We start from the raw sequence: 26,337 nt of genomic DNA on the forward strand, positions 1-26,337 counted from the left end.
ATAACATCAAGCCTGACTATTAGCTCTTTTTTCAAGAAAAGGGAATATCATGAAAAATACACATCGTCACCTATAGAGATCCTATATCTCACAATAGTTCTCCATATTCTCTAGAACATAACCTGATGCTTTATTCAGGAGCATGATACATAACCTGCGTAGTCCGGACCATCATCATGCAAATGTTCATACTTACCAGCAAATATTGTATGATCTGATAAATCCGGTCAATCGCTCAATAAGGAGTCAGAGAGAACGTGACATCAGGACTGCACAATACCCTGAAATTTTGCCGGAAACGAAGACCACTTGAACTGACCATGCATACTCTATGGTTTGTCTGTGCCATATCCTCAATCATCGGCATATTTTTCATCCTGATTTTCCTGCTTTATGATGCAGTACCTGCCTTTCTGGATATCGGGCTTATTCCTTTTCTCACCGGAGAACGATGGGATCCTGCCAGCGTCATTCCAAAATACGGACTTGTTCCACTTATTGTCGGAACATTGCTTGTTACCCTCGGGGCAATGATCTTTGCGGTTCCATTTGGTATTGCCTGTGCCATTTATATTGCTGAACTTGCAAGCCCACGGATGAGAACTATTCTGAAACCAGCCATTGAACTTCTTGCTGGAATTCCTTCTGTAGTGTATGGTTTTTTCGGTCTTGTCATTCTGGTTAAATTTTTACAGGACATTCTTTCAGTCCCATCCGGAGAATCGGTTCTGGCAGGATCAATTCTGCTTGGGATCATGTCATTACCGACAATTATTAGTGTATCAGAAGATGCCATCAGTTCAGTTCCCCGGTACTTAAAAGAAGGATCTCTCGCTCTTGGTGCTACCCATTGGCAGACTATTTCCCATGTAATTATTCCTGCTGCTCTATCCGGTATAACTGCAGCGATAATTCTTGGTATCGGCCGGGCGGTAGGTGAGACGATGGCAGTGATAATGGTTACCGGCAATGCAGCTATAATACCAGAACCAATCTGGAATATTCTCTCACCGGTGCGAACACTGACAGGGACACTTGGTATCGAGATGGGAGAAGTTGCTGTTGGATCACTTCATTATCATGCTTTATTTGGGGTCGCTGTTGTTTTACTTCTGATAACCCTGATTATCAACCTTTCAGCCCTGATGGTGATGAAACGGATAAAGAGTTCACAAACAGGAGGAGGTTCGAAAAAGGGACTGTTTTCAGATCTTATGATAAATGACCGGCTGTCCTGGATAACGCAGTATACCCCCCTGGGATTAACAGCCCTTCTCGGGTTAGCCCTGCTCAGTATCGGAATGTGGTATGGAGCAGTATGTATTGTGCTTCTTTACATAATCGGAAGACTGGTTGACAGATACTGTATCAGACAAACCATTCAGAAAATATGGTTTTCAATAATTGGTTTGATGATGGCAGTTGTAACACTCATTCTCATTTTTATCCTCTATGATATATTTTCAAACGGCCTTCCATATGTTACCCTTGATTTCCTGACACAGGCCCCACGAAATCTTGGACGTGGTGGAGGGATATATCCGGCCATTATCGGGACATTCTATCTTGTGACCGGATCAATTCTCATTGCTTTGCCTCTTGGAATAGGGGCAGCCATATATCTGGTTGAATATACTAAAGAGAATATTCTCACACGGATTATCAGAACCGCTACAGATCTTCTAAATGGAACTCCTTCCATCGTATTTGGTCTGTTTGGGTTCACATTCCTTGTTCTGTTCCTTGGGTTTGGCATCTCCCTTATTGCGGGTATGGTAACCCTGGCCCTCATGGTTCTTCCAACAGTCATACGGACCACCGAAGAAGCCCTGAAAAGTGTTCCTGACAGTATCAGGGAGGGATCATATGCCCTTGGGGCAACGAAGTGGCAGACCGTTCGCAGGGTGGTCCTGCCTCCCTCTATTCCAGGAATTATTACCGGAGCAATTCTTTCAATTGGTCGGGCTGCCGGAGAGACTGCTCCAATCATGTTTACTGCAGTTGTGTTCATGCAACGCAGGCTTCCGGATTCATTTCTTGATCCGGTTATGGCCCTTCCATACCATCTTTTTATCCTGGCAACCAATGTTCCGGGAGCCAGAAATAACCAGTACGCAACCGCAGTGGTTCTTTTAGTCCTCGTTATTTTGATTTATGGAGGGGCAATTGTCATCAGAAATCATTATGATAAAAAAGTCAGGTGGTAACCAATGAATGAAGAAATAATCATTGATGTGCAGAATTTAAACCTCTGGTATGGCGAAACCCAGGCTCTGCGCAATGTAACCCTGCCAATAGCGAACAGAAAGGTCACCGCTCTGATTGGTCCCTCCGGATGTGGAAAATCCACACTAATCCGGTGTTTTAACCGCATGAATGATCTGGTCTCCGATTGCCGGGTCACTGGAGACATCCTTTACCATGGACAAAATATCAACGGACCTGATGCTGATCCGGTAGATCTGAGAATAAAGATTGGGATGGTTTTCCAAAAGCCAAATCCCTTCCCAAAATCTATCTACGAGAATATTGCATATGGCCCACGGGTTCATGGCACCAGAAATAAAAAACAACTTGATGAAATAGTACATAATTGCCTTCGAAAAGCTGCATTGTGGGAAGAAGTAAAAGATCGGCTCCATGATTCTGCAATGAGTCTTTCCGGAGGTCAGCAACAACGGCTCTGTATCGCGAGAACCCTTGCAGTAAATCCGGAGATCATCCTGATGGATGAACCGTGTAGTGCCCTTGACCCGATAGCAACATCAAAGATCGAGGATCTGATTGATGATCTCAAACGTGAGTATTGTGTGATAATTGTCACCCACAGTATGTCCCAAGCCTCCCGCGTTTCAGATTATACGGCATTTATGTACTTAGGTGACCTCATTGAGTTTGGTGAAACCAGGCAGATATTTGAGAATCCACATAAAGAATTGACTGAGAACTATATCACCGGAAGATTCGGATGACCATGACAGATAAGATTCGAACTGAACTTTTGCAGATCCATGAGGAAGCATGTAATCTTGGGAAATTTGCAATAACCATGCTTCAGGACAGCATTGATGCCTTCGAACGTGCAGATGCAGACCTGGCACAGGATGTTTGTGAACGTAAAATAGAACTCAAAAAACGATTCATTGCGGTTGAAGAAGCAATGTTCAGATACCTGGCTTTATACCAGCCGGTTGCACGTGACATGAGGGAAATTGTAGCGTCACTTCGCATCATATATAATTTTGAACGGATCGGGCGGATGGGCTATGATATCGGGGACACAATCAAGGTCCTCTCCCAATGCTGCGGTCTTGCTGATCCTGATAAACTCATTATCGTCGGTAGAAAAGTTCTTGCAATGATCGAAGATGCAATGGATGCATTTACTGACCGTGAAGTATCCCGTATCAGGAATATGCGAGAGCGGGATTCTGAGATTGACCGGCTTTATTGCGAAGTAATGAGGGATCTTATCAAAAGAATGGAGACAGATAAAGACCATGTCTCAATACTGGCAAGATATGTCATTATCGACCGGTACCTGGAGCGGTGTGGTGACCAGGCATGTAATATTGCTGAGATGACCACCTACATGGTAACAGGTGAACGCATCGAGATAATCTGATCTTTCCTCTTCCCGTTTCTTCTTCTTTTTAACCATTTTTTCCGGAATTATTCTAAAAGGATACCGTTTTACCTGAGAATTATTACAGGATTTCACTCAATGCAGGTTGCAACTACTGACCTTGTCAAAATCCCCAATCTGATGTGAACACAGAATCTGCTGTCAGAATACAGAAAAGAAGGCCATCAGAAAGATATGATACAAACAGCGGGAGAAAAAAGAAAAAAAGGGTTTACCGGGTAAGGGGAACAAAGCCTTCATCAATTACAACTTCTTGTCCTTCCGGACTGTCGATGAATGCAATAAACTCAGCAATAAGACCAGATGGTTCCCCATTTGTCAGGAAATTCAGTGGCCGTGCAATCGGATATGATTTATCCTTTACCGATTCAATAGAGGGTATTACAGACGTACCATCAACGAGGATTGGCACAGCATGGATAGTTTCGTCGATATATCCAAGACCAACGTACCCGATTGCTGCAGGAGTCTGTGCAACACTTTGTTTTACTGCACCATTTGAGTTCTTTTCAAGTTGGGTCTGAATAAAATCTTCTTTATTCATGACCTTCTCATGGAAGAATTCTCTGGTTCCGGATGCACTATCACGACCAATTACAACGATGTTTGCATCAATGCCCCCGACTTCTTTCCAATTGGTAATATTTCCATTATAAATGGCTTTTACCTGATCAAGGGTAAGTGAAGCAATTGGGTTTGTTTTGTGAGTAATGATTGCAATACCGTCGATGGCAATTTGATGCTCAACCAGTTCCGGGTATTTTTCTTTCTCTTCGCTCTTCAAATCACGGGAAGCCATTCCAATCATGGCAGTACCTGATCCGGCTGATTGGACACCGACTCCTGAGCCTCCACCATTCACCTGTACATCAACACCAGGATGAGTATCCATGTAGAGTTCTGCTGCCTGGGCTGCGACCGGAAGCACAGTTGTTGAACCGGTAATCGTAAGTACACCGGATTCCGGTATCTGTGCCTGTTTCAATGGATTTTCACTGCTTCCCTCAGGAGTAGAAGATTTGGATTCATTTGTTCCGATACATCCGCAGAGGAGTACAGCTCCAATAAAGAGCCCAATTATAATTATACCTGATAGCGTTATCTTGTTCTGCCTCATAGCATCTCACGCATCAAAACCTATAATGGACCTAGATAATAAGCAGATTGCCTCCAGAGAATATAGAGATATCAGACTTCTCTATATGTACATAGAGAGGGCTCCATCAACCAATGACCATACCAATAACTGCCATTACTATCAATGGGAAACCCTATTGCTCTGGAGAGGGAACATTTCCGGATACATGGATTTTACCATTTTTGATCTTATTCTTCATATTGACTCATCTCTTGAACAGATGGCCGGAGAATTAGGGCCTCTTATCTATGGTGTACTGTTTCTCATCATCTTCTGTGAGACCGGTTTTGTCATAACCCCATTTTTGCCTGGAGATTCTCTTCTTTTTGTCAGTGGTGCACTTGCAGGAAGCGGAGTGCTCAATATCTGGGTATTACTTCTCATCATTGGATCTGCTGCTGTAATAGGAGATACCGTAAATTTCTGGATAGGAAGGTATGCCGGATGCAAAATTATGGAAGGTCGCCTTGCTGCATTCATTCATAAAGAATGACTCATAAAAACCCATCACTATTTTGAGACATATGGAGGCATTACCATTGTTATCGCACGGTTTGTCCCAATTGTCAGAACCTTTGCCCCCTTCCTTGCCGGAATAGGAACGATGAACTATCGCTGGTTTTTATTTTATAACGTTTTTGGGGCAGTCCTATGGACCGGGGGACTTGTAGGGGGAGGATTTCTGATTGGCAATATTCCGATCATCCAGGACAATGTCTCGATGCTCATGTGGCTGGTATTAGGTATCTGTATCTTTTCAATTGCTATGGTTTTAAAAGCAGTAATCAGTGCATTCGTATTCAAGAAAGAAAAACCCAGAGATACAGAACAGAATCAGGCATTAGAATATTGCATGACGATTGAATCGAAAAAATAACGATACATATCCCTATTTTATAAGATAAAGGATCTGTGTAAGGATCAAAGAAGAGAAATACGGTTCATCATATATCATATACCTGATTACCGCCTGGGTGATCCTCCCTGGAGGATTTTCATGAAATGTTCATATAAAAATTCAGAAGATCCGGGATTTAGCAGATATACGGCAGAAACAATGCTCCCACTCATGAGCCAGCTGGAGCAGGAATTATCAGGGGTCAGGTCATCAGACGATATTGAATATGTACACCGGGCCCGGGTTGCAACCCGGCGGCTCCGGGCATGTTTCACCATTTTTTCATCCAGTCTTCCCAGTGCCCATGCAAAACGATGGAGAAAAAAGATAAGAAACCTCACAAAGGCACTCGGGGAAGCACGGGATCTTGATGTTCAGATAACTTTTGTTCATGAATATTTTGAAAAAAGGGTCACAGATTCAAGGAATGAACCTCTTTTCTTTCACTATCACGAGGAAGAATTCCGGGTTCTGACTGATACAACATATCCAAACCAGGAAGAATCAGTTGAATGCCATCCATGTGAGAGGAAACCAGGAGTATGGCCTTACGCTGAAACAATAGATCATATAAGACCTGGTCTTGAATGTCTCCTCTTCAGGCTTGTTCAAAGGCGACTTATGATACAACCGGATGTCGTGAAAGTTGTAAATACGCTTGAAAAATCCGGGGATCTCGAAGCGATAGCAACCTGCCTTCATGAGCAAAAAATCAAAGCAGAACTGGCTGATACCGGAGAAAACTCACACTATGCATATGAGCAGGCGTTCCTTCACATTATGACCGCTATGCAGGATCTTTTCTGGTATGAACCCTGGCTTTCTGACCCGGACATGATCCACAGACACCATGAAATGCGTATTGCTGCCAAAAGACTTCGCTATACGCTTGAATCATTTTCGGGTCTCTTCGAATGCGGGTTAAAATCTGAAATTAAAATGTTTAAATCTTTGCAGGACGTGCTTGGGGATATGCATGACTGCGACGTATGGATTGAAAAAATACCTTATTTCATCAAAGATGAAAAAGAAAGGGCATTGGATTATTTTGGAAATCCGGATTTTTTTTCCTGGTTGGAACCAGGTTTTTTAGACCTTCTTGAGAATCGGAAAAAGAAACGTACAGAACTATTCAGAGAACTCCAAAACCTATGGAATTCAATGAAGGAAGAGGGATTCTGGATTCGGCTTGAAGAGAAGATATCTATTCCGGTACAGTATTCCTTTCAGGAGCAATGTGAGCAGGATCCAAAAGGACCGGTAAAGATTGCTCTTATTTCAGATGTTCATGCAAATCTACCCGCTCTTGAAGCGGTTCTTTTCGATGCAAAAGAGCGGGGAGCATCAGCAGTCTTCAATGCAGGAGATAGTATTGGATATGGAGCATTTCCTGATGAAGTAATGACCCTGCTCCGGTCTTCTCATGTCTTATCAGTAATCGGAAATTACGATCGTTCGGTTCTTTCAAAAAAATGGAAAACCGGGAGACCTAAGTCACGGGATAAACAGATTGCAATGAGATATGCTTATCATCATCTCTCTCGGGAAAACCGGGCATATCTGGCAGCCCTCCCCCGTCAACACAGATTCCGGGTAAGAGGTACATCCATTTTGGTCACACATGGCAGTCCAGGTTCACTCAATGAATACCTGGTCCAGGAGACACCAGAGACAAGATTTCGGGAAATTGCGCAAAAATCAAAGGCTGATATTATCGTAACCGGCCATGCACACATACCGTCTATCAGACAGGTAGATGGAGTCTGGTTTGTAAACTGTGGTAGTGTCGGAAGAACAGAAGATGGCGATCCCCGGGCATGCTATGCCCTTCTCAGCCTTGATCCATTTTCCATAGTTCATGTCCGGGTTTCATATGACATTTCAAGAGCCATAGATGCATTGCGAAAAAGGCATCTCCCTGATTCATTCCGCCGGATCATTTCAGAGGGAAAGCCCCTTGATGTGGTCTCTGAACCGGAGGATTCTCTCTGATGGAAAAGACCATATGGCCGGTTATCATTGGATATGCAGACAGATTTGATCCTGATCCTGGTCATGCCAGGGAGGTGTGCAGACTCTCTGCTCTGTTATTTAAGGCTCTTGGTGAACTCCACACATACGAGAAAAAAGAACGTGACATCTTAAAATCTGCCGCTTTACTACACGATATTGGATGGAGTCGGCCTCAGATAGCCCATCACAAAGCATCACGAGACATCATCCTGGCAGATAGGACTATCCCATTTAGTAACAGGGAAAGAAAAATGGTTTCATTAATCGCCCGATATCATAGGAAAACCAGCCCAAAGCCGGATCATGCAGTGTTCCGTGATCTTGATGGTGCAGATCAACAGATAGTGATATTTTGCTCTGGGATACTTCGGATCGCAGACAGTCTTGACCGGGCACACCAAAATGCAGTATCTGATCTTACCTGCACTATCGGTGATGATGAACTTATTATTTCCATAACATGCAGACATCCATCTCTCATTGATATCGCTGTTTTTTCTGAGAAGAGCCAGCTTTTGGAAACTACCATAAACCGCAGGATTTCCCTTATATGCACCTGAAAAAACCTCGAGTTGTTGGATTTATTGATCTTGGCACAAATTCGGTACGACTGTTGGTGGTCAGGTTAAACACGAATGGTTCGTACACTCTCCTCACTCAGCAAAAAGAAGTGATCCGACTTGGAGAAGGGGAATATCCGGCTAATCGTCTGACCATTACTGCGATTGAACGGGCAATCAGTGTTATTACAAAACTGATTGAACTGGCAAAAAGCCGGGGGGTAGAAGAGTTTGTCGCCGTTGCAACATCTGCAGCACGTGAAGCAGAAAACGGAGAAGAACTCTGCCTCCATATTGAAGACCTAACAGGAATCAGAATTCACATCATCTCCGGAACAGAAGAAGCACGTCTTATCTGGCTGGGAGTATCCAGTGGGATTGATATTCGCGATGAGAAAGCACTTTTCATCGACATTGGTGGAGGATCTACCGAGATAATCGTCGGTGATCAGCATGAACCGAGTATCCTTCGCAGCCTGAAACTTGGAGCCATACGAACAACAGGAACTCTCATAAACCCAGAAAAAGATGGAAAAATCTCACCAGATACCCTGAAACAGGTTCGGCGTCATATCGAACATGAGATTGTCCACATTGCAAAACAGATCCGGGTTTTATCTGTAACAAGAGCCTTTGGAAGTTCTGGTACCATTCTTGCACTTGAAACCATTGCCAGTTCATATAAACCATTTCAGAGTACTCATGTTTCTGGTTTTTTGGGAACCGATGAACTCGAAGCGATCATATCATATTTATCTGGTCTTCCCCTGGAGGCTAGAAAAAACGTTCAGGGGTTAAATCCTGAACGGGCCGATATCATCGTTGCTGGAGCATTAATCCTTCATGAAATACTAAAGGCAACAAAAGTTTCTGGAATATTCGTATCAAACCGATCTCTTCGTGACGGTCTTCTGGTGGATTATATCTCCCGGATTCCAGAATTTCCTCATGCAGAACAGGTATCCATAAGGGAACGTTCTGTCAGGCATCTTGGAAAGTTATGTCATATCGACGAAAAACATGCGGCCCACATTGTCAAATTATCACTCCAACTCTACCACTCCGCAATTCGGTCAAAATTATTCAAATATCAGGAAGAATCTGAAGAATTACTGACACATGCAGCATACCTGCATGATGTAGGACAATTTATCTCCTTTTCTAATCATCATCAGCATTCATTTTATCTCATAACTGAGGTTCCGCTATTGGGCTTTAATCAATATGAGGTGCTCATGATTGGCCTTGTTGCCAGATATCACCGAAAAAAACTACCACGAAGCCGTGATGTTCCATTTCAGGAACTTGGACGAACAGAGCGAAGAACAGTCAGAATATTGTCACTTCTTTTACGGATGGCTGAAAATCTGGACAGAAGTCATAACTGCCGAATAGAGAAAGCAGAGTTTTCACGAGATAAGGAGAGTATTGTATTATCGATCTCCTGTATATCGGACTGTTCACTCGAATTTTGGGCGATAGAATCTGAAAAAGATACTTTTTTCAGAACATTTAGATTACCCCTACATATTGAGTATATTCCTTTGGATCATAAATAATTGAGATCATTCTTCAATTTGGAGTTCTCCCATTAATTCCCTAAGAGCATTTTTCGCTGCTGTCCTGGCTTCTTCATCCTTCAGGACTTCTCCTTTCTTATATCCATGACCAGATACTGACCTGATAATCTTCATCTCATGGGCCTGTGCCCATATCCGCAACGTTTCAAGGGTTCTATCTTCTCCTGATGCAGCACTAACAGCGACCGGAATAATTTTCTTTCCCTTCAACTGTCGGTCATGCCAGAGTGAATATGTCCGATCAATGAGATTTTTTACCGGTCCGGATACGTCGTGGAAAAAAACCGGAGATCCGATTATGATAAGATCACTTTTCAGCATCTTCTTTGCGATTGATTGAAAATCATCTTTCACGACACAGGAACCAGTTTCCATGCATTTTTTGCATGCTTTACAGGGAGAAATTTTTTCACCGGAGAGGGAAAGTGATGTTAATTTCAGATCTTGAATATCAGATTTTTCCATTTGTTTTGTTAAATAAGTAATGAGCTGACTCGTGTTTCCTTTCTTGAGGGGGCTGCCAGAGAGGGTTAAAACGCGCATATATATCTCCAGGGTGTTAAGAGATATAAAAGTTCTGATCCCTCTATTATATTTGCGGCGTAAGAATATACCTGACGAAAAAATCTATACATCTACAGTTATCTCTATATTTTTTTAATCCAACACCCTGACTATCAAATACTTCACAGAGAGGAATGTTCATTACCAGCCAGAACAGATGTCCCACAAGAGGCACACTGATGAATGAATATTCTATTTTGATAGGGGGAAAAGCAGGGGATGGCATTTCCCAGGCAGGTCAGATAATCGGCTCTATTTTTTCCTCGCTCGGTTATCATGTATACCAGTATGTTGATTACCCATCACTCATCAGGGGAGGGCATAATTTTTGTATCATCCGGGCTGCAAAAGAGCCTATTTTCACGCACCGCACAAAAGTAAACGCAATTATTGCTTTTGATCAGCAGACGGTAGATACTCATCTTGACAAACTGGCTAACCATGGGATCATACTTTTTGATAAAGATAAGGTAAAGACAGAGGGTGTAGGAATTTCTATCACTCAGATCATAAACGAACTACAGGGCATCCCTATTATGGGAAATACTGCTATGATTGCAGTTTTGTTCAGGTATCTTGGTGTGCCTTGGGAGCATGTTGAATCAGTTTTATCACGAAAAATTCCTAAAAAAATAGAGAAAAACCTGCAGATTGCACAGGCTGCATGGAAAACCGTCACACCAGGCCTTAATATTTCACCGATTTCAGGAGAGACGAAACCATTTCTGTCAGGAAATGAATGGATAGCGATAGGTCTTTTGGCAGGAGGTATTGATGCATATATTGCCTATCCAATGACGCCATCTTCAGGAGTGCTTCATTTTCTCGCAAGTGTTGCTGAAGAGACAGGAATCACGGTGTACCATCCGGAGAGTGAGATTGCAGTAATTCTCATGGCTCTTGGGTTCTCATATACCGGAAAAAAGTCTGCTGTCGGAACATCAGGAGGTGGATTCTGCCTAATGACCGAAGGACTATCACTTGCCGGACAGGCAGAACTCCCTATCGTCATTATCGTATCACAAAGGACAGGGCCTTCAACCGGTCTGCCCACGTATACTGCTCAGTCAGACCTTATGTTTATACGACATGCTGGACAGGGAGAATTTCCCCGATGGATAGCAGCACCAGCAAATCCTGATGAAGCACTTCGTCTGGGTGCAGAAGCGGTTCAGATCTCCTCGCAATTCCAGATACCCGCATTTATTCTGACAGATAAAACATTTTCAGAAGGGATATACACTGGCTCATCATCATTACCGAGAACAGAACCAACCACCAAGCCCGGACCCACATTTCCCTATAACAGGTATGCAGACCATCCTGATGGAATATCCCCGGTCCTTTCACCTCCATACCCGGGAGAATCCATAAAGGTAAACAGTTATACACACGATGTCAGGGGAATTACCACAGAAGATCCACAGGTAACCAGGTTCATGGTCGAGAAACGAAAGCGAAAGCAACAGGTACTCTGTGAATATGTTGACAGACCGGAGAATATTTTCATTGATGGAGATAAAAATGCCACAACCGGTATCATATGCTGGGGATCCGTTCGGGGACCTGTGACAGAAGCAATCCAAACCATGTCGGTGAGAATAATCTCTCCTCTTATCCTCGAACCATTTCCAAAAAAATCCTTTTTGAAAGCGATGGAAGGGGTAGAAAAGATCATACTCATTGAAGAGAGTGCAATGGGTCAGCTAGATAAAATTCTCCGGGAACATGGAATAGTACCAGATCAACAGATTTTACGGTATGACGGACGACCGTCTGCTGTAGAAGAACTAGAGGAACAGATCAGGAGGTATGTATGAACCCGAATGAATCGCTGGTAGCTGATACAAAAAATACCTGGTGTCCGGGATGTGGTAACTTTGCGATTCAGCATGCAGTCAAGTTTGTTATCGAAGAGTTTGAAAAAGAAGGTGTTCCAAGAGAAAATTTTGTTTTTGTTACAGGAATCGGGTGTCATGCAAAAATTGCAGATTACTTTAATCTGAATAGTTTTTACTCACTTCATGGGAGAACAATCCCAGTCGCATCGGGAATAAAAATGGCAAATCCGGATCTGAAAGTGATTTGTTTTGCAGGAGATGGGGATCTCTATGCTGAAGGGCTTGAACATCTTATTCATGCTGCAAAACGGAACATTGACATCACGGTAATATGTCATAACAACCGGGTTTACGGGCTAACAACCGGTCAATACACACCAACCTCTCCTTATGGATATCGGGGGAAATCTACTCCGGGAGGAATTCACGAATATCCCTTAAACATTATCGAGATGCTCCTTGGATCAGGCGCCACCTTTGTTGCCAGAGGATATTCAAGAAAAATCCCACTTCTGAAACGAATCATACGGGAGGCAATACTTCATCCGGGTTTTGCTCACATTGACGTTCTGCAGATCTGTGCCTCATTTTTTAACATGACACCACAGTATGATGAATTTGTTTACGAAACATCTGAAGCAAATGTGTCACAATTTGATGTTGCCTGCAGGACCGGCCAGCAATGGAACTATTCTGACCCCGGTCCGATTCCGCTGGGAATTTTTTATAAAACGATAAAGCCCTCTTTTCCAGAGAATAAAGAGAAAAAGGTCATAAACCGGGAAGAGATAATCAGGACCATCCTCTCCAGGTATTCATGATCCAAAAATTATAACCCTCTTTTTTTCAGAGTCCGTCTCTTCATGAACCCAAGTATTCCAATCATGAGAATTGCTAGAATTCCTATCCCGATCATAACATAGTTTAAGAGAAATATGGCGGGCGGGAGAGTAAAGATAAGGGGCGAAACAGGATCAGAGGAGCTTGTAGAAGATGAAATTATTTGATCATCCTGACCGGCCTTTGCAAGCCGGCTGAGCGTATCTCCATATTTTTGCGGAATATAACTTTCATCCAGGGATATAGCCTGCTCAAACGCCTTTAGAGCTTTTTCCATATTTCCCATAGAAAAATAGACACTACCAAGATTATTCCAGACTTCTGCTGACTCAGGATATATCTGGATTGACTGGTTAAATGCAGCAAGTGCCTCTTCATTCCGGTACATCTTTGCGAGGACTTCCCCTTTCTTATTCCAGGTGGCATTACTCTTTGGATCGATTTTAAGTGCACTGGTATATGCATAATCTGCTTCGGTAAACCGATTCAGAGCTGCCAGCACGTCCCCATATCCATCCTGGTTTTGAAAAATATACGGATTTAACGATACGGCACGTGTGAATATATCAAGGGCATCCTGATATTTCCCAAGTTCATAAATGGCACGACCCTTTTTTCCAAGCAGATCAGCATTTGTTTTGTCGATTGAGATGGCGCGATCATAAGACTCTGCCGCTTCAGCGTACCGTTTCAGTTCCATCAGAGCATCACCGCGTAATTTCCACCCTTCCGTATAAAATTCATCAAGAAGAAGGGCCTGATCATACGCAGCGATCGCGCTGACAAAATCCTTATTCTGAAATGCGTCTTTCCCTTTGTTTATCCATACCGTTGCATCATGGATACTTTCTGCTGCTATACAGGTACAGACAAAAAAAAAGCATATACAAAAGACTGTGATTACCTGAACCATACAGTGACATCGGATCATAGGATGTTCCATCTCATCTATCTCAAAGATTCCAATCAGGATGTGATTGATTCAATAAAGTAGTTTCCCTTTCAAAACAAATAACAATAGGTATGTTAAATCATGAAAAATTGTCAGATGAACACTATTTCCATTGGAGACTCAGGTCTGCATAGTTTATTACCAGTAAGGTAAATGTTGTTTTAGGTATCATGGAAATAGTGAAGATCCCCCGCATGGAAAAAGAAGAGTATGATGCATTAATTCATAGCCGGTTCATGGCCCGAATCGCTTTTTCAGGGGAAAAATATCCTTATATTGCACCATTTTTATATGTATTTGATGGGAAACACATCTATTTCCTATCCACTAAGTATGGTAAAAAGATTGAATATTTCAGAAAATCTCCCTATGTCTCTGTAGAGATTGACAAATATACCAAAGATCTCTCCTGTTACATGTTTGTAACCCTTCAGGGTTATCTTGAAGAAGTGAATGATTCAATTGAAAAGAAACTTATCAGGGAGCGGTTTGTAAGACTCATACAGGAACAAAACCTTTCAAATAATATACTTGCTGCACTTGGTCATTCACCACAGGATCCACCTGAATCAATCTGCACTGAAGAGCGCTCACTTGTCTGGAGACTCAGTGGCGTTCGAAACCTCATCGCCCTTAAAAACATCTGATTTCCTTAAAAACTCCTGCAACTTTTCTACAGATGTGACTGGAGGGTAGCACTGGTTTCTTGCGCAGATGAGGACTTTTGGAATACTGTCCAAAACATCTGAACCGAGGATATTTTTAATAATTGATGATTTATTTCCTCTAACTGGGATTCTTATGAACCCCGGACAAAAACAGGACCATAGTTCTGACCACATCTTTGAGTATTCAGGATTTTTTGGATCTCCCATGAGTACCGCTCTTCCCCTATGTTTGTTTTCACAAAGTCCCATGAGAAATGAAGGAGAAGAATATGCTACCCACTCTTCAGACTTAGCATAATATCGCTCAATATCCTGGGATTTTTTTATATATTCCTCATCTCCCGTGATTTCTCCAAGAGATCGGAGGAGAAGGTACGCTATCCCATTCACGCTGGGGACCGGACCGTCAGTATGATCTTTCAGCCGCACGGGCAGATCAACCAGGCTTTCTGTCTGAAAATACCCGCCATTCTGATGATCGTAAAACCTCATTGAAGCTTCCTTTTCCAAATCCTGTGACCGGATAAACCATTTCTCATCTCCGGTAACCTGATACAGTACCATACAAGACCATGACAAGGAGAGATAATCACTGCTTGTCCCAGCAATTCCTACATCCCCATCATGCCAGCGATGAAGAACCGTGCCATCAGAACGGACCATGGTAGAAAACAAAAAATCAGCAGTATTGATAGCCTGCATGATGTACCGGTCAATTTGAAAGACTGATCCGGCATATGCCAAAGCCCAGACGGCCATACTATTCCAATCGGTAAGAATTTTATCATCCGTTGCTGGTTTCTCGCGGTTTGCCCGGGCAGTCCGAAGGGTGTGAATAATTTTTTGATAGTACTCCTGGGGATCAGAAATTCCCAAACTTTTTAATTTTTCAATAGGATTCTCCTGCGGATAGAGCACATTGTCTCCAGGTTTCATTCCATGCACACCAGATACATTACCATTTTTAGAGAGGTGAAATAGCTGGCATACTATTTCTGCATCTGATCCACACAAATGGGATATTTCATCATAGGTCCAGAGATAATATGCCCCCTCCCCACCAGGGCTGTCCGCATCTTCAGAAGAATAAAACCCACCCTCTTTTTCCTGTAATGAATGCATCATATATTCAAGGGCAGATATTGCAATGTGTTTATAACTAAGAGAACCTGTTACCTGCCATGCTTCAGTGTACACAAGAACGGCCATCGCCTGATCATAGAGCATTTTTTCAAAATGAGGAAGTTTCCATGCATTATCTGTTGCATACCGGTGAAAACCACCGTCCAGATGATCCCGGATCCCGCCATATGCAATCTGATCAAGGGTTTTTACAACCATTGAGAGTATATTTGATTCATTCTGGTACCAGGAATACCGAAACAGAAACATAAGGGTAGAGACTGAAGGAAACTTAGGGGCACGTGAAAAACCTCCATGAACCGGATCATACCGATTGATAAGGTTTTTTGCGGCATTTTCTACAATATCCTGAATGTTGCCGGGTTGATTTCTCTCATTGTGTTTAAGAATTGCTGTAATAATCTGGTCAGCGATTGCATGAACTTCTCCTTTTCTTGTCTTCCAGACATCCGCAAGATAAGGAAGAATGTCAAGCATCCCAGGCATTCCCGGACTACTGTCTCGAGGGATATAGGTAGCTGCATAAAAGGGACGTTTATCAGGAGTTAAAAAGAGACTGAGCGGCCAGCCACCAGAGCCAGTCATGGCCTGACAGACATTCATATAAATGGCATCTATGTCCGGGTGTTCTTCTCTATCTACTTTGATTGAGATAAAATGAGCATTTAGAAGATGTGCAACAGATTCATCCTCAAAACATGTATGTTCCATCACATGACACCAATGACATGCTGCATATCCAATTGAGAGAAAAACAGGTTTATCCTGCTCCCGAGCGATTTTAAATGCTTCTTCTCCCCAGGGATACCAGTCCACCGGATTATATGCATGCTGGCGAAGATACAAGCTGTGTTCATGTACCAGCCGGTTCGGGAGTGACATGATGAAAGATGTCTTTTTTCACTACATATATCTTGAGTCAAGGGATCGCCACAATTATATAATGACACCGACAATCTCTTTCCACCGATGGACAATACCCACTATTACATCTCCCGGATAACAGAGCATTTACGAGAGAATCGAGGTGGTTTAACAATATCAGAGATATCTGCCGGTTTGTCCATGTCACGAAACACCATCAGCAAGTATATTGAGATGATGTTTCTCTCTGGTATAGTTGATGTCCGATCTGTAGGAAAAGCAAAAATATTCTCCCTTTCTAAAAGAATCCCCATAACAACTCTTCTAAACTACATCTCTTCAGCTGTTATCCAGACCGATGACTCCTACGTAATCAGGAATGCAAACCTGAGTGCTGCAGATTTCCTGGAGATGGAACTCAACCAGCTGGCCGGGAGAAATGTTCTTGATCTACTCACGATCCAGGGATTAAAACAGGATATCAGGACGTGGATAATTTCTTCTGATCGACCGATGGTGTTTGCATCTGATGTGGAATTAATCAGATCAGAACGAAAAAGACTCATCTGGCTTACTGTTGCTGATGTCGTCATGTACGATGGAACAAAAGGCCATTTTCTTGTTATCGAAGATGTAAATGATTGGAAAGAGGCTGAAGAGAGTAAAAACAGATATTATAAACTGTTTCACGCACTTGCAGATGAGACTGATGAGCGTATCTTTGTCATGACACCAGAACTGATGTTTACCTATGTCAATCCCCGGTACGGAGTTGCTCATCATCGGGATCCACAGAGCATGATAGGCGAGAACAGACTCAATTTCTGTGACACACATGCAAGACATCTTATATCAGATGCTGCTGGGTATGTTCACACAAAAGGGGAACCATACAGGATAATCTTCCCGTTACAAGAGAGGGATACCGTCAGATGGTTTGATGAGCGGTTATTTCCAATATCTGATAACGGTGGGGAGATAAGAGAAATTATCGGATTTTCCCGGGATATCACCGGATTCCAGGAAGGCGGATCAGCTCCAGTCCTGCTGGCATCACTTATGGATATGCTTCATGAAGCGGTAATTACGACAACACCTGCCGGGAAAGTTCTATCCTGGAATCGTGGTGCTGAATTGATGACCGGGTACCCACGGGATGAACTCATTGGTAGTACTGCCCTTTCCATTATCACTCCTGAACTGAATGCCGGTCGGGATCTTGTCCAGGAAACCTGTACTGGTGATGAAATCCGGGATCTGAAAGCAATTATCCGGGCCAGGGGAGGAAGAAAAAAAAGAGTGTTTATTTCAACCTCCCGGGTATCTATTCAGGGAGGGATTGTGAGTGGAGTATGCATCGTTATCAGGGAACATTAATCCTGCCTGCATATGGTGGGTGTATGACTATCCGGAGTTGTACAGGCAGAACAAACCGAATCTCCTCCACGAATAAGAACGCAGATTTTGCAAATTCTTTCTCTTGGATCACTAATCTGACCCGAAACGAGATCTGCAGCAAGTGAAGCGATAGCCGATGTAACTTCATCAGAAAAAACAATACGATACCCACGTTTTCCTGATAAATACTGAGAAACTGCTGATGGTGCCATATTCAGAATCGATGCTACCATTTTCTGGGAAAGCCCGATCCGTACCATCTCAACCGCAATAGCAGCCCGGATTGCAGGCAGTGAGTCCCACACAATTGTTTCGCACGGAAGTTTTTCCATGTCTTACTCCAGTGATTACATATTTCACGCCGTGAATTATCAATATACGTATGACACTGATTCATTTACACCCCCTTTCAGAGGAAACAAAATCAGAATGATTGAGAAGTCAATAGTTCTTTTATAGAGTGTTCTTCAGAATATTGCATCATTAGATATATTGCCCTTTACTCCAACTCATTCATATGTCACTTTCCAGGGTTTTGATAACAGTCATCCTGATATTGATTGTTTATTGCAATTCAGTGCCTGCAGAACAGAATGTGAATAATGCGGTACCTATAGGGTTTGATGGACCGCTCATTCCCGAAGGTGAAGATCCGGATTATCCAACCGTCTATCCTACCGATTTTCCAACAGAATTACCAACCATCACGATTGAACCAACGATAGGAGACCAATATGGGTGGATATCAATAAACACTATTCCATCCGGAGCATGGGTCACCTTTGACGGTGATGCACAAGGACAAAGCCCGGTTATGGTTCAGGTACTATCAACTGCCTCGCCATTTCACCAGATTTACATCTCTATGGATGGGTACCAGGATTGGAGTACATCTCTTTCTGAAAATCCTGCACCCGGTCAGACTATTCCGATTAATGCCCACCTTGTCAGCATGGAACCGACAGTGACTCCTACTTTTACTCCCACCGTTACTCCTACCGAGTCACCAACACCATCCCCTACTCCTACCATCATCGGGCCGGATTATGGATGGGTATACATCGAATCAAACCCAACAGCAGCAGAAGTTACCTTTGATGGAGTATACCAGGGATCAGCACCAGCCTTAGTAAAAGTATACTCAACCGGAACACCATCTCATCAGATTCTTATCAGAATGAGCGGATATTACGACTGGACCTCTGCCCTTTCTCAAAATCCCGGACCAGACCAAACAATTCCGATAACTGCGACTCTTGTTCCAATGGCGCAATATGGGAGTATCCGGGTGCAATCAAATCCTACCAGAAGTGTAGCAATCCTTGATGGCGGTAACCAGGATCTCACTCCATGTACCTTTGATAATCTGTTGCCAGGAAGTCATACAATCAAGGTTACCAAAGATGGATACCAGCCATATACAACGCAGGTAAGAGTCAATACCGGAACAGAGGCACAGGTAAGTGCTTCATTATCACCTGTTGACAGATTTGGAACATTATACGTTACAAGTACACCTTCAGGAGCTGACATCTTCCTTGATGGTGTGTATTATGGACAGACACCATATACATTATCAGCTTCTGCCGGAGCACACACCCTGGTTCTCAAATATGCCGGTTATAATACCTTTAGCTCCGGGGTCACCCTCTATGCCGGTCAACAAAACCAGATAACCGCTCAGCTTGAGCCACATGGGCCATCATATGGATCTGTCCAGGTAGCAAGCACTCCGGGGTCTTCTGAGGTGTTCCTGAACAATGATTACAAAGGAAAAACACCATCTACCGGATACCTGGATATTCCGGGTTTAAATCCGGGGATATATACCATTCGGATATCACATCCACAAAATCAGGACTATCAGGGAACCGTATCTGTGAATGGAGGACAAACCAGTACGGTTCAGGTTGCCCTTCAGTCATCCCCAAACCCGGCCACAAAGAACGGAACCCTTGTAGTAAACTCAAATCCATCAGGAGCCTATGTATTCCTGGATAATCTGTTTAAGGGTATTACACCCCTGACTCTTCCATCAGTCCAGCCAGGTCAACATATTCTGATAGTTCGGATGAATGACTATTCTGACGCAACCCGGCCGGTAACCATAACCGGAGGAAATACAACCGATATGATAATTGAAATGGTGCCAATTGCGCAACCCACAAAAGAACCGACACAAACACCCCTTCCAACACAAACACGGGCACCTGTACCACTTCTCGCCATTATCGGGGGATTATGTGCAGTAGGGTTCCTGTTCCACCGCCGAAATAATTAGGTGAGAAAAACTATCTCTTTTTTTCACGAACATGATGAGCATGGATAGGGTGGCTTGTCTGGGAATTGGTATTCTAATTATCCTGATTCTAATAGTGACAACATCTGCAGATGACAGAGTGACGAATTCTCTCCCTCAAGCCAACACTTCACCGGTAATTTTTACCTTTACTGCTGCAAGCCCGATAACATCTGAAGAAACGAATATTACGGTCAATTCAACTGACCGGTACAAGAAAAATTCATCAGTTGAGGCTTATTACAATAATATCAGCCAAGAGACAGATACCAGCCTGCCCCGTCTGATAATTCTTGGAATTCCTATGGAGTGTCATTTCTGCTGATGAGATTCTGGAAAATCTGGTTTACTCAATAATTGAAAAATCCTGATCCCCTGCCACTATATCATACACGACATGGAACCGGTCAGGTGAATAGGATCTCACAAACTTATAATCAATTTTTTGGGTAGGAAAGGATTTGAGCATATCAAGGTACTCATCCTCCCTACTGACCAGAGCATACAGGTGAATCATTCCTCCTGGTCGTATTAGTTTAAACGCTGCATCAAGAAATGCAACTGCGTGGAGTGGAAGATTCATGATGATCCGATCCGCCAGTCCAGGAATCATATCTGGAAGATGAACGGCATCAGCGAGAATTGGAACGATGTTAGTTACACGATTACGGGAGCAATTTTTGACCATAAGAATGACCGCTTCGGGATTCATATCACCAGCATATATAACGGATGCTTTTTTTGCGAGGGTGATTGCAAACGGACCTACTCCTGCAAACATATCGATTACCCGTTCTCCCGGATGCATCTGATGTAGAATGCGCTGCCTTTCTCCGGAAAGTCGGGCAGAAAAGTATGCAAGAGAGAGATCAATTGAGAAGCGATGGCCATATTCAGTATAATCTGTTGCGGTCGTGTCCATCCCTGCCAATAATTTGTATTTTTTTGTTCTGAACGGTCCATTAACTGCACTTTCGGCATAGAGAACCGTGTGATATGTTGCTTTTGATGCAAGGATTTCTCCAGCACCGGTAGGATCATCATCCTGCATGATGGCAATTCCTCCAACCTGTTCAAACCGGGGGAGCTCTTTCTGAATTGGAATAGGGGTAAGTTCCTCACATATTGCCCCATCGATGTTCTGGATTACCGGGATAAGGAGAAAATCACCCTCAGATCTGATTTTATAGAGCCGGTCAAGCAGACCTTTCTCGATAAGGTTTTTTCTTACCTGCTCACCTTCTGACCGGTGTACTTTCAGACACCAGCGTTTCGTCTGCATCCCTCATGTGTTATGGCCGGGCCGGTATAACAGATATGTATGGATGAGTACCTCCGCAGATTGCGTGATGGATCACTGAAATTATATGCACTTGAAAAGGAATTGCCACCAGATAAGGCCGTTGCAATTCGTCGCCGGTTTATCGAGGAAGAGACCAATACAAAGCTCGAGCACATTGGTGACCTCTCAATCAGTCTTGATGCAGTTGTAAAGAAAAACTGCGAGAATATGATCGGGACTATCCAGGTTCCTGTTGGAGTTGCTGGACCGATCACGATTCACGGAGAATATGCAGAAGGATCCTATTACCTCCCGCTGGCAACAACAGAAGGGGCCCTTATTGCATCAGTAAACCGGGGATGCAGCCTCATATCAGCAGCCGGAGGAACTGAGGTCAGAATTTTAAAAGATGGTATGACTCGTGCCCCTGTCTTTGCAGCAGACAGCATAATCCATGCAAAAACAATATGCGACTGGGTCATGAACCACCAGGATGAGATCAGAGCAGAAGCAGAAGCAACCACCAGGTTTGGAAAACTGACCTCCATTGATGTAACAACGGGTGGGACATCAGTATTTGTCAGGATGGCATTCTTTACCGGCGATGCTATGGGGATGAATATGGTTACCATTGCATCAGCAAAAGCAGCGGATCTTATCAGTCAGAAGACCGGAGCACGACTGATCGCACTCTCAGGAAACTGGTGCACGGATAAAAAACCCGCATCAATAAACGCTGTGATGGGAAGAGGAAAGACAGTATCAGCCGGAATACTGCTGACAAATGAGTTGATAGAACGCGTTCTGAAAACAACCGCTTCATCCCTTCTTGAAGTCAATGCACGAAAAAATCTGGTAGGCTCTGCACGGGCTGGCTCTCTGGGATTCAATGCTCATGCAGCGAATATCATTGCTGCTATGTTTATTGCGTGTGGGCAGGATCCTGCTCATGTTGTTGAGGGGTCACTATGTATCACAACAGTTGATTCAGCACCAGATGGTGTATACGTTTCAGTTACTCTTCCCGCTCTCCCGGTTGGGACAGTAGGGGGTGGAACCGGCATAGATACACAGGCAGAGAGCCTCAGGATGCTTGATGTTTTAGGAAGTGGAACTCCACCAGGATCCAATGCTAAAAAACTGGCAGAGATCATAGCATCCGGGGTACTTGCCGGAGAACTGTCATTACTTGGTGCTTTAGCGGCACAGCACCTTGCCCGGGCCCATAGCACCCTTGGAAGATAATACACATGTGTCTTCTCAGCAACTCTTTCTTTTCATATGGTACATCCCTATGGTATGAAATCAGATGGGTGTAACAAGCCTGCAATATACAGGATAATTCTGTATGGCATTTTCCTTATGGGGCTGGTGCTTAGTATGATCCCAATGGTGTGTGCAGATTTTCCTGAGACACATTACTGGAATCCGTATGAGGGTTGGGATATTGAACTATCATCTGTTGCTGGAATAGGACTTTTTCCAACAGTCGAAGTAGACTGGACACCAGAACCAACAAGTGAAGTGCCGAAGAAAGTCTCAAGTGATTCCTGGGTAAAACTCGCATATTACCCACATGGATCCGAAGCTGGACAACCTGCAATTCTCGCCGGATATGTTGGTGGCAGAAACTATAATGCCGATGTGACTATTACGGGAAAACTGAAAGTAGATGATCCATTCCACGATATTGTGACAATTAAAGCACAAGAGAACGGAGTCTTTGTATGGGCAGTTCCGGATGATCTGAACACAGTTCCATATTTCCAGGCTGTGGCTACAGTAAGTGGAACAACAGCAAAGTCAGAGATCATTCAGACCACCGGGTTGAGCGGATATGTTCCGGCAGAGTCATCAGTACCGGCATCACAGACCACTCCAGTTTCAAAACCGACAACACAGCCCCAGGATTCATCACTTCCGGTCATCACCAGCCTGACCATTTCTGCTGATAACCTGCGTCCCACTGTTGGAACGAGTGTCCAGGTATCAGGAAGACTTGTAGATTCATCAGGAAAAGGGGTACCACGAGCGTCGATTACCATCGAAGTACCAGATTATGGCACTGATTTCCTCCCGCTCCTTGATACGACAACAGATGGTGACGGGCGTTTCTCAGGAACCATTAGCACATGGGAAGGCGGAGTTGTTCCGGTGCGGGCAGTGTTTGAAGGCGATGAGAAGTACATGGCATCCACCAGTAATACTCTGACATTTTCAGCGACAGACTCAAAAACAGGTAGCACCGTGATGGGGCTATAATCCTTTTTTCATTATTTCATAAACCAGACATCAGGGAAGGGAATCGTCTGGTCCATAAGCAGATACACAATCTGCGGAACAAAAACAAGAATTATTACCAGCATCCGGATAGGAGTAGATTCAATCTTCCGGAAGGAATAGATAGTAATTCCAAGCAGAATCAACGTTGCGATAATCCATGGGATGGTTAATGAAGCAGGAGCACCAGTCCGAATCGAATCAACGATGTAATTGACCAATGAAGTACAGGCTATTGTCCCACAAACTAATGAGATGCCTGCAAAAATGAGATCTACAAGAATTATTGCCCGGCCTTGTGATATCACGATGAAAGATACAAACTCTATGAATATAAAATGTATGCAAGGATAATCAGATTATCCCATAATGTTTGAACTCATACTGGTAATCTTTGCCTCCACTTCTGCCTTTCGTTCTCCTCTGGACAATAACGAGTAATTATCAGGCGTCATCTGAAGAGCCAGTTGAGTTTTTACAGACGTCGACTGTTTTTTTTCTATTGTACCTACCTCAATATTCTCATGGATAAAACGATATTCCGGAAGGTCTGTTGGTGTACTTACAAGGACCATAACGGCAACATCATATGCATTATTAGACCCGGTATTTGTAATATCAAGTATCACATCATATGTCAGGGTAAAGGTATCAGGAGATGCATTTACCTGCGTAATTGTAGGAACAATGTTTATCTCCGGGGTTGTGTAACTGGCACAACCAGCACAGAGGAGAAAGCCAACAATCAGAACAGATATACATATAACACTGGTAACCGGCTTCATGATTCTCTCCCAAGTTCCGTAATTTTTACTTCAATTTCGGTCAAACGATCCTCACACTGCCTGACAAGGATAGTTCCCTGTTCATACAGAGTGATCATTTCATCAAGACTGGTATTGTTATCCTCAATTTTTTTTACTATCTCTCTTAGTTCACTAATAAGTTCTTCATACTTTTTTGTCATGATTCACCTGCATAATGCTTGCATCCGCTGTTCCATCAACAAATCGCATCCGGACTAAGTCACCAGGAGAGAGATCGGAACATGAACGGACCACCTTTTCTCCAGCCTGGACCAGACAGAATCCTTGCCTGAATAGTGCTTCAGGTCCCCGTGCTGAAAGAAGAGCAGACAATAATTCTAATTCTGCTTTTTCTTTTTGAGTCCTTACAGTCACTCCAGATGAGAGTCGTTCAGATAGCTCAGCCAGAAATGCCCGTTGCTCTGGAAGTTCACGTTTTAGAAATGTGGCTGGGTGTTTGCCATCAAGTCTGCCCCGAAGTTCAACAAGATGTGTGTATGCATGACTTTTCGATACAAGTGCCCCACGAATCAGTCGATCGGTTATTTCCACAAGGGATTCGCGTTTTAATCCGATTTCTCTGAAAAGACGGGCTGATGAGATACGATCCCTGACACTATTTATATCATCCTGCGCCGATTCATATCGATTCAGGATTTGCAAAAACATCCTTTTCTTCAGATGGTGAAGGTTTTCAAGTTCCCCCTGCCTATCCGGTACACATTGTTCTGCTGCATGAGATGGAGTTGATGCGCTTACATCAGCAGCAAGATCAGCAAGAGTGATGTCTACTTCATGCCCAATGGCTGCGATAACCGGAACAGGACAGGAGACTATCGCTTCAACAACACAGGGATGATTAAAAGGAAAGAGATCCTCATAACTCCCGCCACCACGACCAACTATCAGAACATCTACCATATTCTGAACTCTTTTTATGGCTTGTGCAATGTCTTCATGGGCAGAGCACCCTTGGACCATCGCAGGAGAGAGGATTATTTCTGCAGAAAACCTTCCAGATATAACGTTCCTGATGTCATGGATTACCGCGCCGGTTGATGATGTCACGACACCAATTCTAACTGGATATTTTGGAGGTTGTCTTTTCCGTTCCTGACTAAACCACCCTTTCCCTGCCATTTCCCTGCGCCATTGCTCAATTAATAACGCTCGTTCTCCAGCCCCGGAAGGTCTCATCTGAGATATTTGAAAAGAGTATCTGCCACCAGGTTCATAATGCGTAACTGAGCCATACGCAGAAACTTCCATACCGTCTTTTGGAGTAAAATCAAGATATCGTGCCGCATTCTTCCAAATAGCACAGGATATTACAGATTCCTTTCCAGATACCTGCTCAGAGAGAGAAAAATACAAATGACCAGAACTGTGTTTTTTAAAATTGGTAATCTCTCCAGATATCCAGATATCCTGAAGATCTTTGTGATCCAGGAGTCTGGTGATAATTTTTGACACTTCAGAGACCCGGAGTGATCGTGGTCCGCTGGATTTGTTCCATTGGTCAAGTGTTACCTGATCCATGATCGCCTGATCGATTATCTTCATCC

At 43.5% G+C, this 26,337-nt stretch carries 26 protein-coding genes; 16 read left to right on the forward strand and 10 right to left on the reverse strand.

Features of this window, described 5'->3' with window-relative positions; all coding sequences use genetic code 11:
* Window positions 1–320: 320 nt before the first annotated feature.
* The 3 genes from pstA to phoU are packed head-to-tail and all read left to right on the forward strand — an operon-like array spanning window position 321 to window position 3,625.
* Window positions 321–2,207 carry a phosphate ABC transporter permease PstA gene (gene pstA, locus KSK55_RS08525; RefSeq protein ID WP_218608911.1) on the forward strand — a complete coding sequence of 629 codons (1,887 nt, stop codon included), beginning with the start codon at window positions 321–323 and terminating at the stop codon, window positions 2,205–2,207.
* Window positions 2,208–2,210: 3 nt separating this feature from the next.
* Complete coding sequence (gene pstB, locus KSK55_RS08530; RefSeq protein WP_214420126.1) at window positions 2,211–2,972, forward strand: phosphate ABC transporter ATP-binding protein PstB; 762 nt, start codon at window positions 2,211–2,213, stop codon at window positions 2,970–2,972.
* 2 nt (window positions 2,973–2,974) lie between these two features.
* Window positions 2,975–3,625, forward strand: coding sequence for a phosphate signaling complex protein PhoU (gene phoU / locus KSK55_RS08535; protein WP_214420125.1), 651 nt, complete (start codon window positions 2,975–2,977; stop codon window positions 3,623–3,625).
* Between the two features lie 232 nt (window positions 3,626–3,857).
* On the opposite strand, the gene KSK55_RS08540 is transcribed toward phoU, so the two are convergent.
* Window positions 3,858–4,763: a phosphate ABC transporter substrate-binding protein gene (locus KSK55_RS08540; protein ID WP_218606594.1), complete on the reverse strand. Its 906-nt coding sequence runs from the start codon at window positions 4,761–4,763 to the stop codon at window positions 3,858–3,860.
* A 187-nt stretch (window positions 4,764–4,950) separates the two neighbouring features.
* Between KSK55_RS08540 and KSK55_RS08545 the strand changes: the two genes are divergently transcribed.
* The 5 genes from KSK55_RS08545 to KSK55_RS08565 all read left to right on the forward strand — a co-directional run bounded on the left by KSK55_RS08545 (window position 4,951) and on the right by KSK55_RS08565 (window position 9,814).
* Window positions 4,951–5,277, forward strand: coding sequence for an SNARE-associated domain-containing protein (locus KSK55_RS08545; RefSeq protein WP_218606595.1), 327 nt, complete (start codon window positions 4,951–4,953; stop codon window positions 5,275–5,277).
* 51 nt (window positions 5,278–5,328) lie between these two features.
* The gene (locus KSK55_RS08550) at window positions 5,329–5,661 is read left to right on the forward strand and encodes an SNARE-associated domain-containing protein (protein ID WP_372238747.1); all 333 of its coding nucleotides are present in this window, start codon (window positions 5,329–5,331) and stop codon (window positions 5,659–5,661) included.
* Between the two features lie 120 nt (window positions 5,662–5,781).
* On the forward strand, window positions 5,782–7,674 hold the full coding sequence (locus KSK55_RS08555) for a CHAD domain-containing protein (RefSeq protein WP_218606596.1): 1,893 nt from the start codon (window positions 5,782–5,784) through the stop codon (window positions 7,672–7,674).
* Window positions 7,674–8,255, forward strand: coding sequence for an HD domain-containing protein (locus KSK55_RS08560; protein ID WP_218606597.1), 582 nt, complete (start codon window positions 7,674–7,676; stop codon window positions 8,253–8,255). The genes KSK55_RS08555 and KSK55_RS08560 overlap by 1 nt, the downstream gene beginning before the upstream one ends.
* Window positions 8,246–9,814 carry a Ppx/GppA phosphatase family protein gene (locus KSK55_RS08565; RefSeq protein WP_218606598.1) on the forward strand — a complete coding sequence of 523 codons (1,569 nt, stop codon included), beginning with the start codon at window positions 8,246–8,248 and terminating at the stop codon, window positions 9,812–9,814. The genes KSK55_RS08560 and KSK55_RS08565 overlap by 10 nt, the downstream gene beginning before the upstream one ends.
* A gap of 6 nt (window positions 9,815–9,820) precedes the next feature.
* Here the strand turns inward: KSK55_RS08565 and KSK55_RS08570 are convergent, their stop codons facing one another.
* Window positions 9,821–10,378, reverse strand: a complete 558-nt coding sequence (locus tag KSK55_RS08570) for a flavodoxin family protein (RefSeq protein ID WP_214420119.1) — start codon at window positions 10,376–10,378, stop codon at window positions 9,821–9,823.
* 200 nt (window positions 10,379–10,578) lie between these two features.
* Here KSK55_RS08570 and KSK55_RS08575 point away from each other — a divergent pair, with 200 nt between their 5' ends.
* The gene (locus tag KSK55_RS08575; protein ID WP_218606599.1) at window positions 10,579–12,219 is read left to right on the forward strand and encodes a 2-oxoacid:acceptor oxidoreductase subunit alpha; all 1,641 of its coding nucleotides are present in this window, start codon (window positions 10,579–10,581) and stop codon (window positions 12,217–12,219) included.
* Complete coding sequence (locus KSK55_RS08580) at window positions 12,216–13,061, forward strand: thiamine pyrophosphate-dependent enzyme (RefSeq protein WP_218606600.1); 846 nt, start codon at window positions 12,216–12,218, stop codon at window positions 13,059–13,061. Before KSK55_RS08575 ends, KSK55_RS08580 begins: the two co-directional genes overlap by 4 nt.
* Window positions 13,062–13,069: 8 nt before the next feature.
* On the opposite strand, the gene KSK55_RS08585 is transcribed toward KSK55_RS08580, so the two are convergent.
* Window positions 13,070–14,011, reverse strand: a complete 942-nt coding sequence (locus tag KSK55_RS08585) for a tetratricopeptide repeat protein (RefSeq protein ID WP_218606601.1) — start codon at window positions 14,009–14,011, stop codon at window positions 13,070–13,072.
* A 191-nt stretch (window positions 14,012–14,202) separates the two neighbouring features.
* On the opposite strand from KSK55_RS08585, the gene KSK55_RS08590 reads away from it, so the two are divergent.
* A complete protein-coding gene (locus KSK55_RS08590) occupies window positions 14,203–14,679 on the forward strand; it encodes a pyridoxamine 5'-phosphate oxidase family protein (protein ID WP_214420115.1) in 477 nt (158 codons plus the stop codon).
* Here the strand turns inward: KSK55_RS08590 and KSK55_RS08595 are convergent.
* Window positions 14,623–16,725: a thioredoxin domain-containing protein gene (locus KSK55_RS08595; RefSeq protein WP_218606602.1), complete on the reverse strand. Its 2,103-nt coding sequence runs from the start codon at window positions 16,723–16,725 to the stop codon at window positions 14,623–14,625. The genes KSK55_RS08590 and KSK55_RS08595 overlap by 57 nt on opposite strands.
* 87 nt (window positions 16,726–16,812) lie before the next feature.
* Between KSK55_RS08595 and KSK55_RS08600 the strand changes: the two genes are divergently transcribed.
* Window positions 16,813–18,084, forward strand: a complete 1,272-nt coding sequence (locus KSK55_RS08600) for a PAS domain S-box protein (protein WP_218606603.1) — start codon at window positions 16,813–16,815, stop codon at window positions 18,082–18,084.
* On the opposite strand, the gene KSK55_RS08605 is transcribed toward KSK55_RS08600, so the two are convergent.
* Window positions 18,081–18,437: a transcriptional regulator gene (locus tag KSK55_RS08605; RefSeq protein WP_218606604.1), complete on the reverse strand. Its 357-nt coding sequence runs from the start codon at window positions 18,435–18,437 to the stop codon at window positions 18,081–18,083. The two genes, KSK55_RS08600 and KSK55_RS08605, sit on opposite strands and share 4 nt — an antisense overlap.
* A 185-nt stretch (window positions 18,438–18,622) precedes the next feature.
* Between KSK55_RS08605 and KSK55_RS08610 the strand changes: the two genes are divergently transcribed.
* Window positions 18,623–20,386 (forward strand): PEGA domain-containing protein, encoded by a 1,764-nt coding sequence (locus KSK55_RS08610; protein WP_218606605.1) that lies wholly within the window; start codon window positions 18,623–18,625, stop codon window positions 20,384–20,386.
* 40 nt (window positions 20,387–20,426) lie between these two features.
* Window positions 20,427–20,729, forward strand: coding sequence for a hypothetical protein (locus KSK55_RS08615; protein WP_218606606.1), 303 nt, complete (start codon window positions 20,427–20,429; stop codon window positions 20,727–20,729).
* A gap of 21 nt (window positions 20,730–20,750) precedes the next feature.
* On the opposite strand, the gene KSK55_RS08620 is transcribed toward KSK55_RS08615, so the two are convergent.
* Entirely contained in the window at window positions 20,751–21,686 is a 936-nt protein-coding gene (locus tag KSK55_RS08620; RefSeq protein WP_218606607.1) for a class I SAM-dependent methyltransferase, read from the reverse strand.
* Window positions 21,687–21,725: 39 nt separating this feature from the next.
* On the opposite strand from KSK55_RS08620, the gene hmgA reads away from it, so the two are divergent.
* Window positions 21,726–22,931: a hydroxymethylglutaryl-CoA reductase (NADPH) gene (hmgA, locus tag KSK55_RS08625; protein ID WP_218606608.1), complete on the forward strand. Its 1,206-nt coding sequence runs from the start codon at window positions 21,726–21,728 to the stop codon at window positions 22,929–22,931.
* A gap of 54 nt (window positions 22,932–22,985) precedes the next feature.
* The gene (locus tag KSK55_RS08630; protein ID WP_218606609.1) at window positions 22,986–23,948 is read left to right on the forward strand and encodes a carboxypeptidase-like regulatory domain-containing protein; all 963 of its coding nucleotides are present in this window, start codon (window positions 22,986–22,988) and stop codon (window positions 23,946–23,948) included.
* A gap of 11 nt (window positions 23,949–23,959) precedes the next feature.
* On the opposite strand, the gene KSK55_RS08635 is transcribed toward KSK55_RS08630, so the two are convergent.
* The 4 genes from KSK55_RS08635 to xseA are packed head-to-tail and all read right to left on the reverse strand — an operon-like array spanning window position 23,960 to window position 26,335.
* Window positions 23,960–24,274: a hypothetical protein gene (locus KSK55_RS08635; RefSeq protein ID WP_218606610.1), complete on the reverse strand. Its 315-nt coding sequence runs from the start codon at window positions 24,272–24,274 to the stop codon at window positions 23,960–23,962.
* Window positions 24,275–24,325: 51 nt separating this feature from the next.
* Window positions 24,326–24,751: a hypothetical protein gene (locus KSK55_RS08640; RefSeq protein ID WP_218606611.1), complete on the reverse strand. Its 426-nt coding sequence runs from the start codon at window positions 24,749–24,751 to the stop codon at window positions 24,326–24,328.
* Complete coding sequence (xseB, locus tag KSK55_RS08645; RefSeq protein WP_218606612.1) at window positions 24,748–24,933, reverse strand: exodeoxyribonuclease VII small subunit; 186 nt, start codon at window positions 24,931–24,933, stop codon at window positions 24,748–24,750. The genes KSK55_RS08640 and xseB overlap by 4 nt, the downstream gene beginning before the upstream one ends.
* Window positions 24,917–26,335, reverse strand: coding sequence for an exodeoxyribonuclease VII large subunit (xseA, locus tag KSK55_RS08650; protein WP_218606613.1), 1,419 nt, complete (start codon window positions 26,333–26,335; stop codon window positions 24,917–24,919). Before xseA ends, xseB begins: the two co-directional genes overlap by 17 nt.
* Window positions 26,336–26,337: the final 2 nt, after the last annotated feature.

It is taken from the genome of Methanospirillum hungatei, from assembly GCF_019263745.1.
Lineage (GTDB): Archaea > Halobacteriota > Methanomicrobia > Methanomicrobiales > Methanospirillaceae > Methanospirillum > Methanospirillum purgamenti.

Excerpts from the sequence above, each read along its gene's own strand:
- pstA (WP_218608911.1), top strand. The coding sequence starts at position 321 with ATGCATACTCTATGGTTTGTCTGTGCCATATCCTCAATCATCGGCATA.
- pstB (WP_214420126.1), top strand. The coding sequence starts at position 2,211 with ATGAATGAAGAAATAATCATTGATGTGCAGAATTTAAACCTCTGGTAT.
- phoU (WP_214420125.1), top strand. The coding sequence starts at position 2,975 with ATGACAGATAAGATTCGAACTGAACTTTTGCAGATCCATGAGGAAGCA.
- KSK55_RS08540 (WP_218606594.1), bottom strand. The coding sequence starts at position 4,763 with ATGAGGCAGAACAAGATAACGCTATCAGGTATAATTATAATTGGGCTC.
- KSK55_RS08545 (WP_218606595.1), top strand. The coding sequence starts at position 4,951 with ATGGATTTTACCATTTTTGATCTTATTCTTCATATTGACTCATCTCTT.
- KSK55_RS08555 (WP_218606596.1), top strand. The coding sequence starts at position 5,782 with ATGAAATGTTCATATAAAAATTCAGAAGATCCGGGATTTAGCAGATAT.
- KSK55_RS08560 (WP_218606597.1), top strand. The coding sequence starts at position 7,674 with ATGGAAAAGACCATATGGCCGGTTATCATTGGATATGCAGACAGATTT.
- KSK55_RS08565 (WP_218606598.1), top strand. The coding sequence starts at position 8,246 with ATGCACCTGAAAAAACCTCGAGTTGTTGGATTTATTGATCTTGGCACA.
- KSK55_RS08570 (WP_214420119.1), bottom strand. The coding sequence starts at position 10,378 with ATGCGCGTTTTAACCCTCTCTGGCAGCCCCCTCAAGAAAGGAAACACG.
- KSK55_RS08575 (WP_218606599.1), top strand. The coding sequence starts at position 10,579 with ATGAATGAATATTCTATTTTGATAGGGGGAAAAGCAGGGGATGGCATT.
- KSK55_RS08580 (WP_218606600.1), top strand. The coding sequence starts at position 12,216 with ATGAACCCGAATGAATCGCTGGTAGCTGATACAAAAAATACCTGGTGT.
- KSK55_RS08585 (WP_218606601.1), bottom strand. The coding sequence starts at position 14,011 with ATGATCCGATGTCACTGTATGGTTCAGGTAATCACAGTCTTTTGTATA.
- KSK55_RS08590 (WP_214420115.1), top strand. The coding sequence starts at position 14,203 with ATGGAAATAGTGAAGATCCCCCGCATGGAAAAAGAAGAGTATGATGCA.
- KSK55_RS08595 (WP_218606602.1), bottom strand. The coding sequence starts at position 16,725 with ATGTCACTCCCGAACCGGCTGGTACATGAACACAGCTTGTATCTTCGC.
- KSK55_RS08600 (WP_218606603.1), top strand. The coding sequence starts at position 16,813 with ATGGACAATACCCACTATTACATCTCCCGGATAACAGAGCATTTACGA.
- KSK55_RS08605 (WP_218606604.1), bottom strand. The coding sequence starts at position 18,437 with ATGGAAAAACTTCCGTGCGAAACAATTGTGTGGGACTCACTGCCTGCA.
- KSK55_RS08610 (WP_218606605.1), top strand. The coding sequence starts at position 18,623 with ATGTCACTTTCCAGGGTTTTGATAACAGTCATCCTGATATTGATTGTT.
- KSK55_RS08615 (WP_218606606.1), top strand. The coding sequence starts at position 20,427 with ATGGATAGGGTGGCTTGTCTGGGAATTGGTATTCTAATTATCCTGATT.
- KSK55_RS08620 (WP_218606607.1), bottom strand. The coding sequence starts at position 21,686 with ATGCAGACGAAACGCTGGTGTCTGAAAGTACACCGGTCAGAAGGTGAG.
- hmgA (WP_218606608.1), top strand. The coding sequence starts at position 21,726 with ATGGATGAGTACCTCCGCAGATTGCGTGATGGATCACTGAAATTATAT.
- KSK55_RS08630 (WP_218606609.1), top strand. The coding sequence starts at position 22,986 with ATGAAATCAGATGGGTGTAACAAGCCTGCAATATACAGGATAATTCTG.
- KSK55_RS08640 (WP_218606611.1), bottom strand. The coding sequence starts at position 24,751 with ATGAAGCCGGTTACCAGTGTTATATGTATATCTGTTCTGATTGTTGGC.
- xseB (WP_218606612.1), bottom strand. The coding sequence starts at position 24,933 with ATGACAAAAAAGTATGAAGAACTTATTAGTGAACTAAGAGAGATAGTA.
- xseA (WP_218606613.1), bottom strand. The coding sequence starts at position 26,335 with ATGAAGATAATCGATCAGGCGATCATGGATCAGGTAACACTTGACCAA.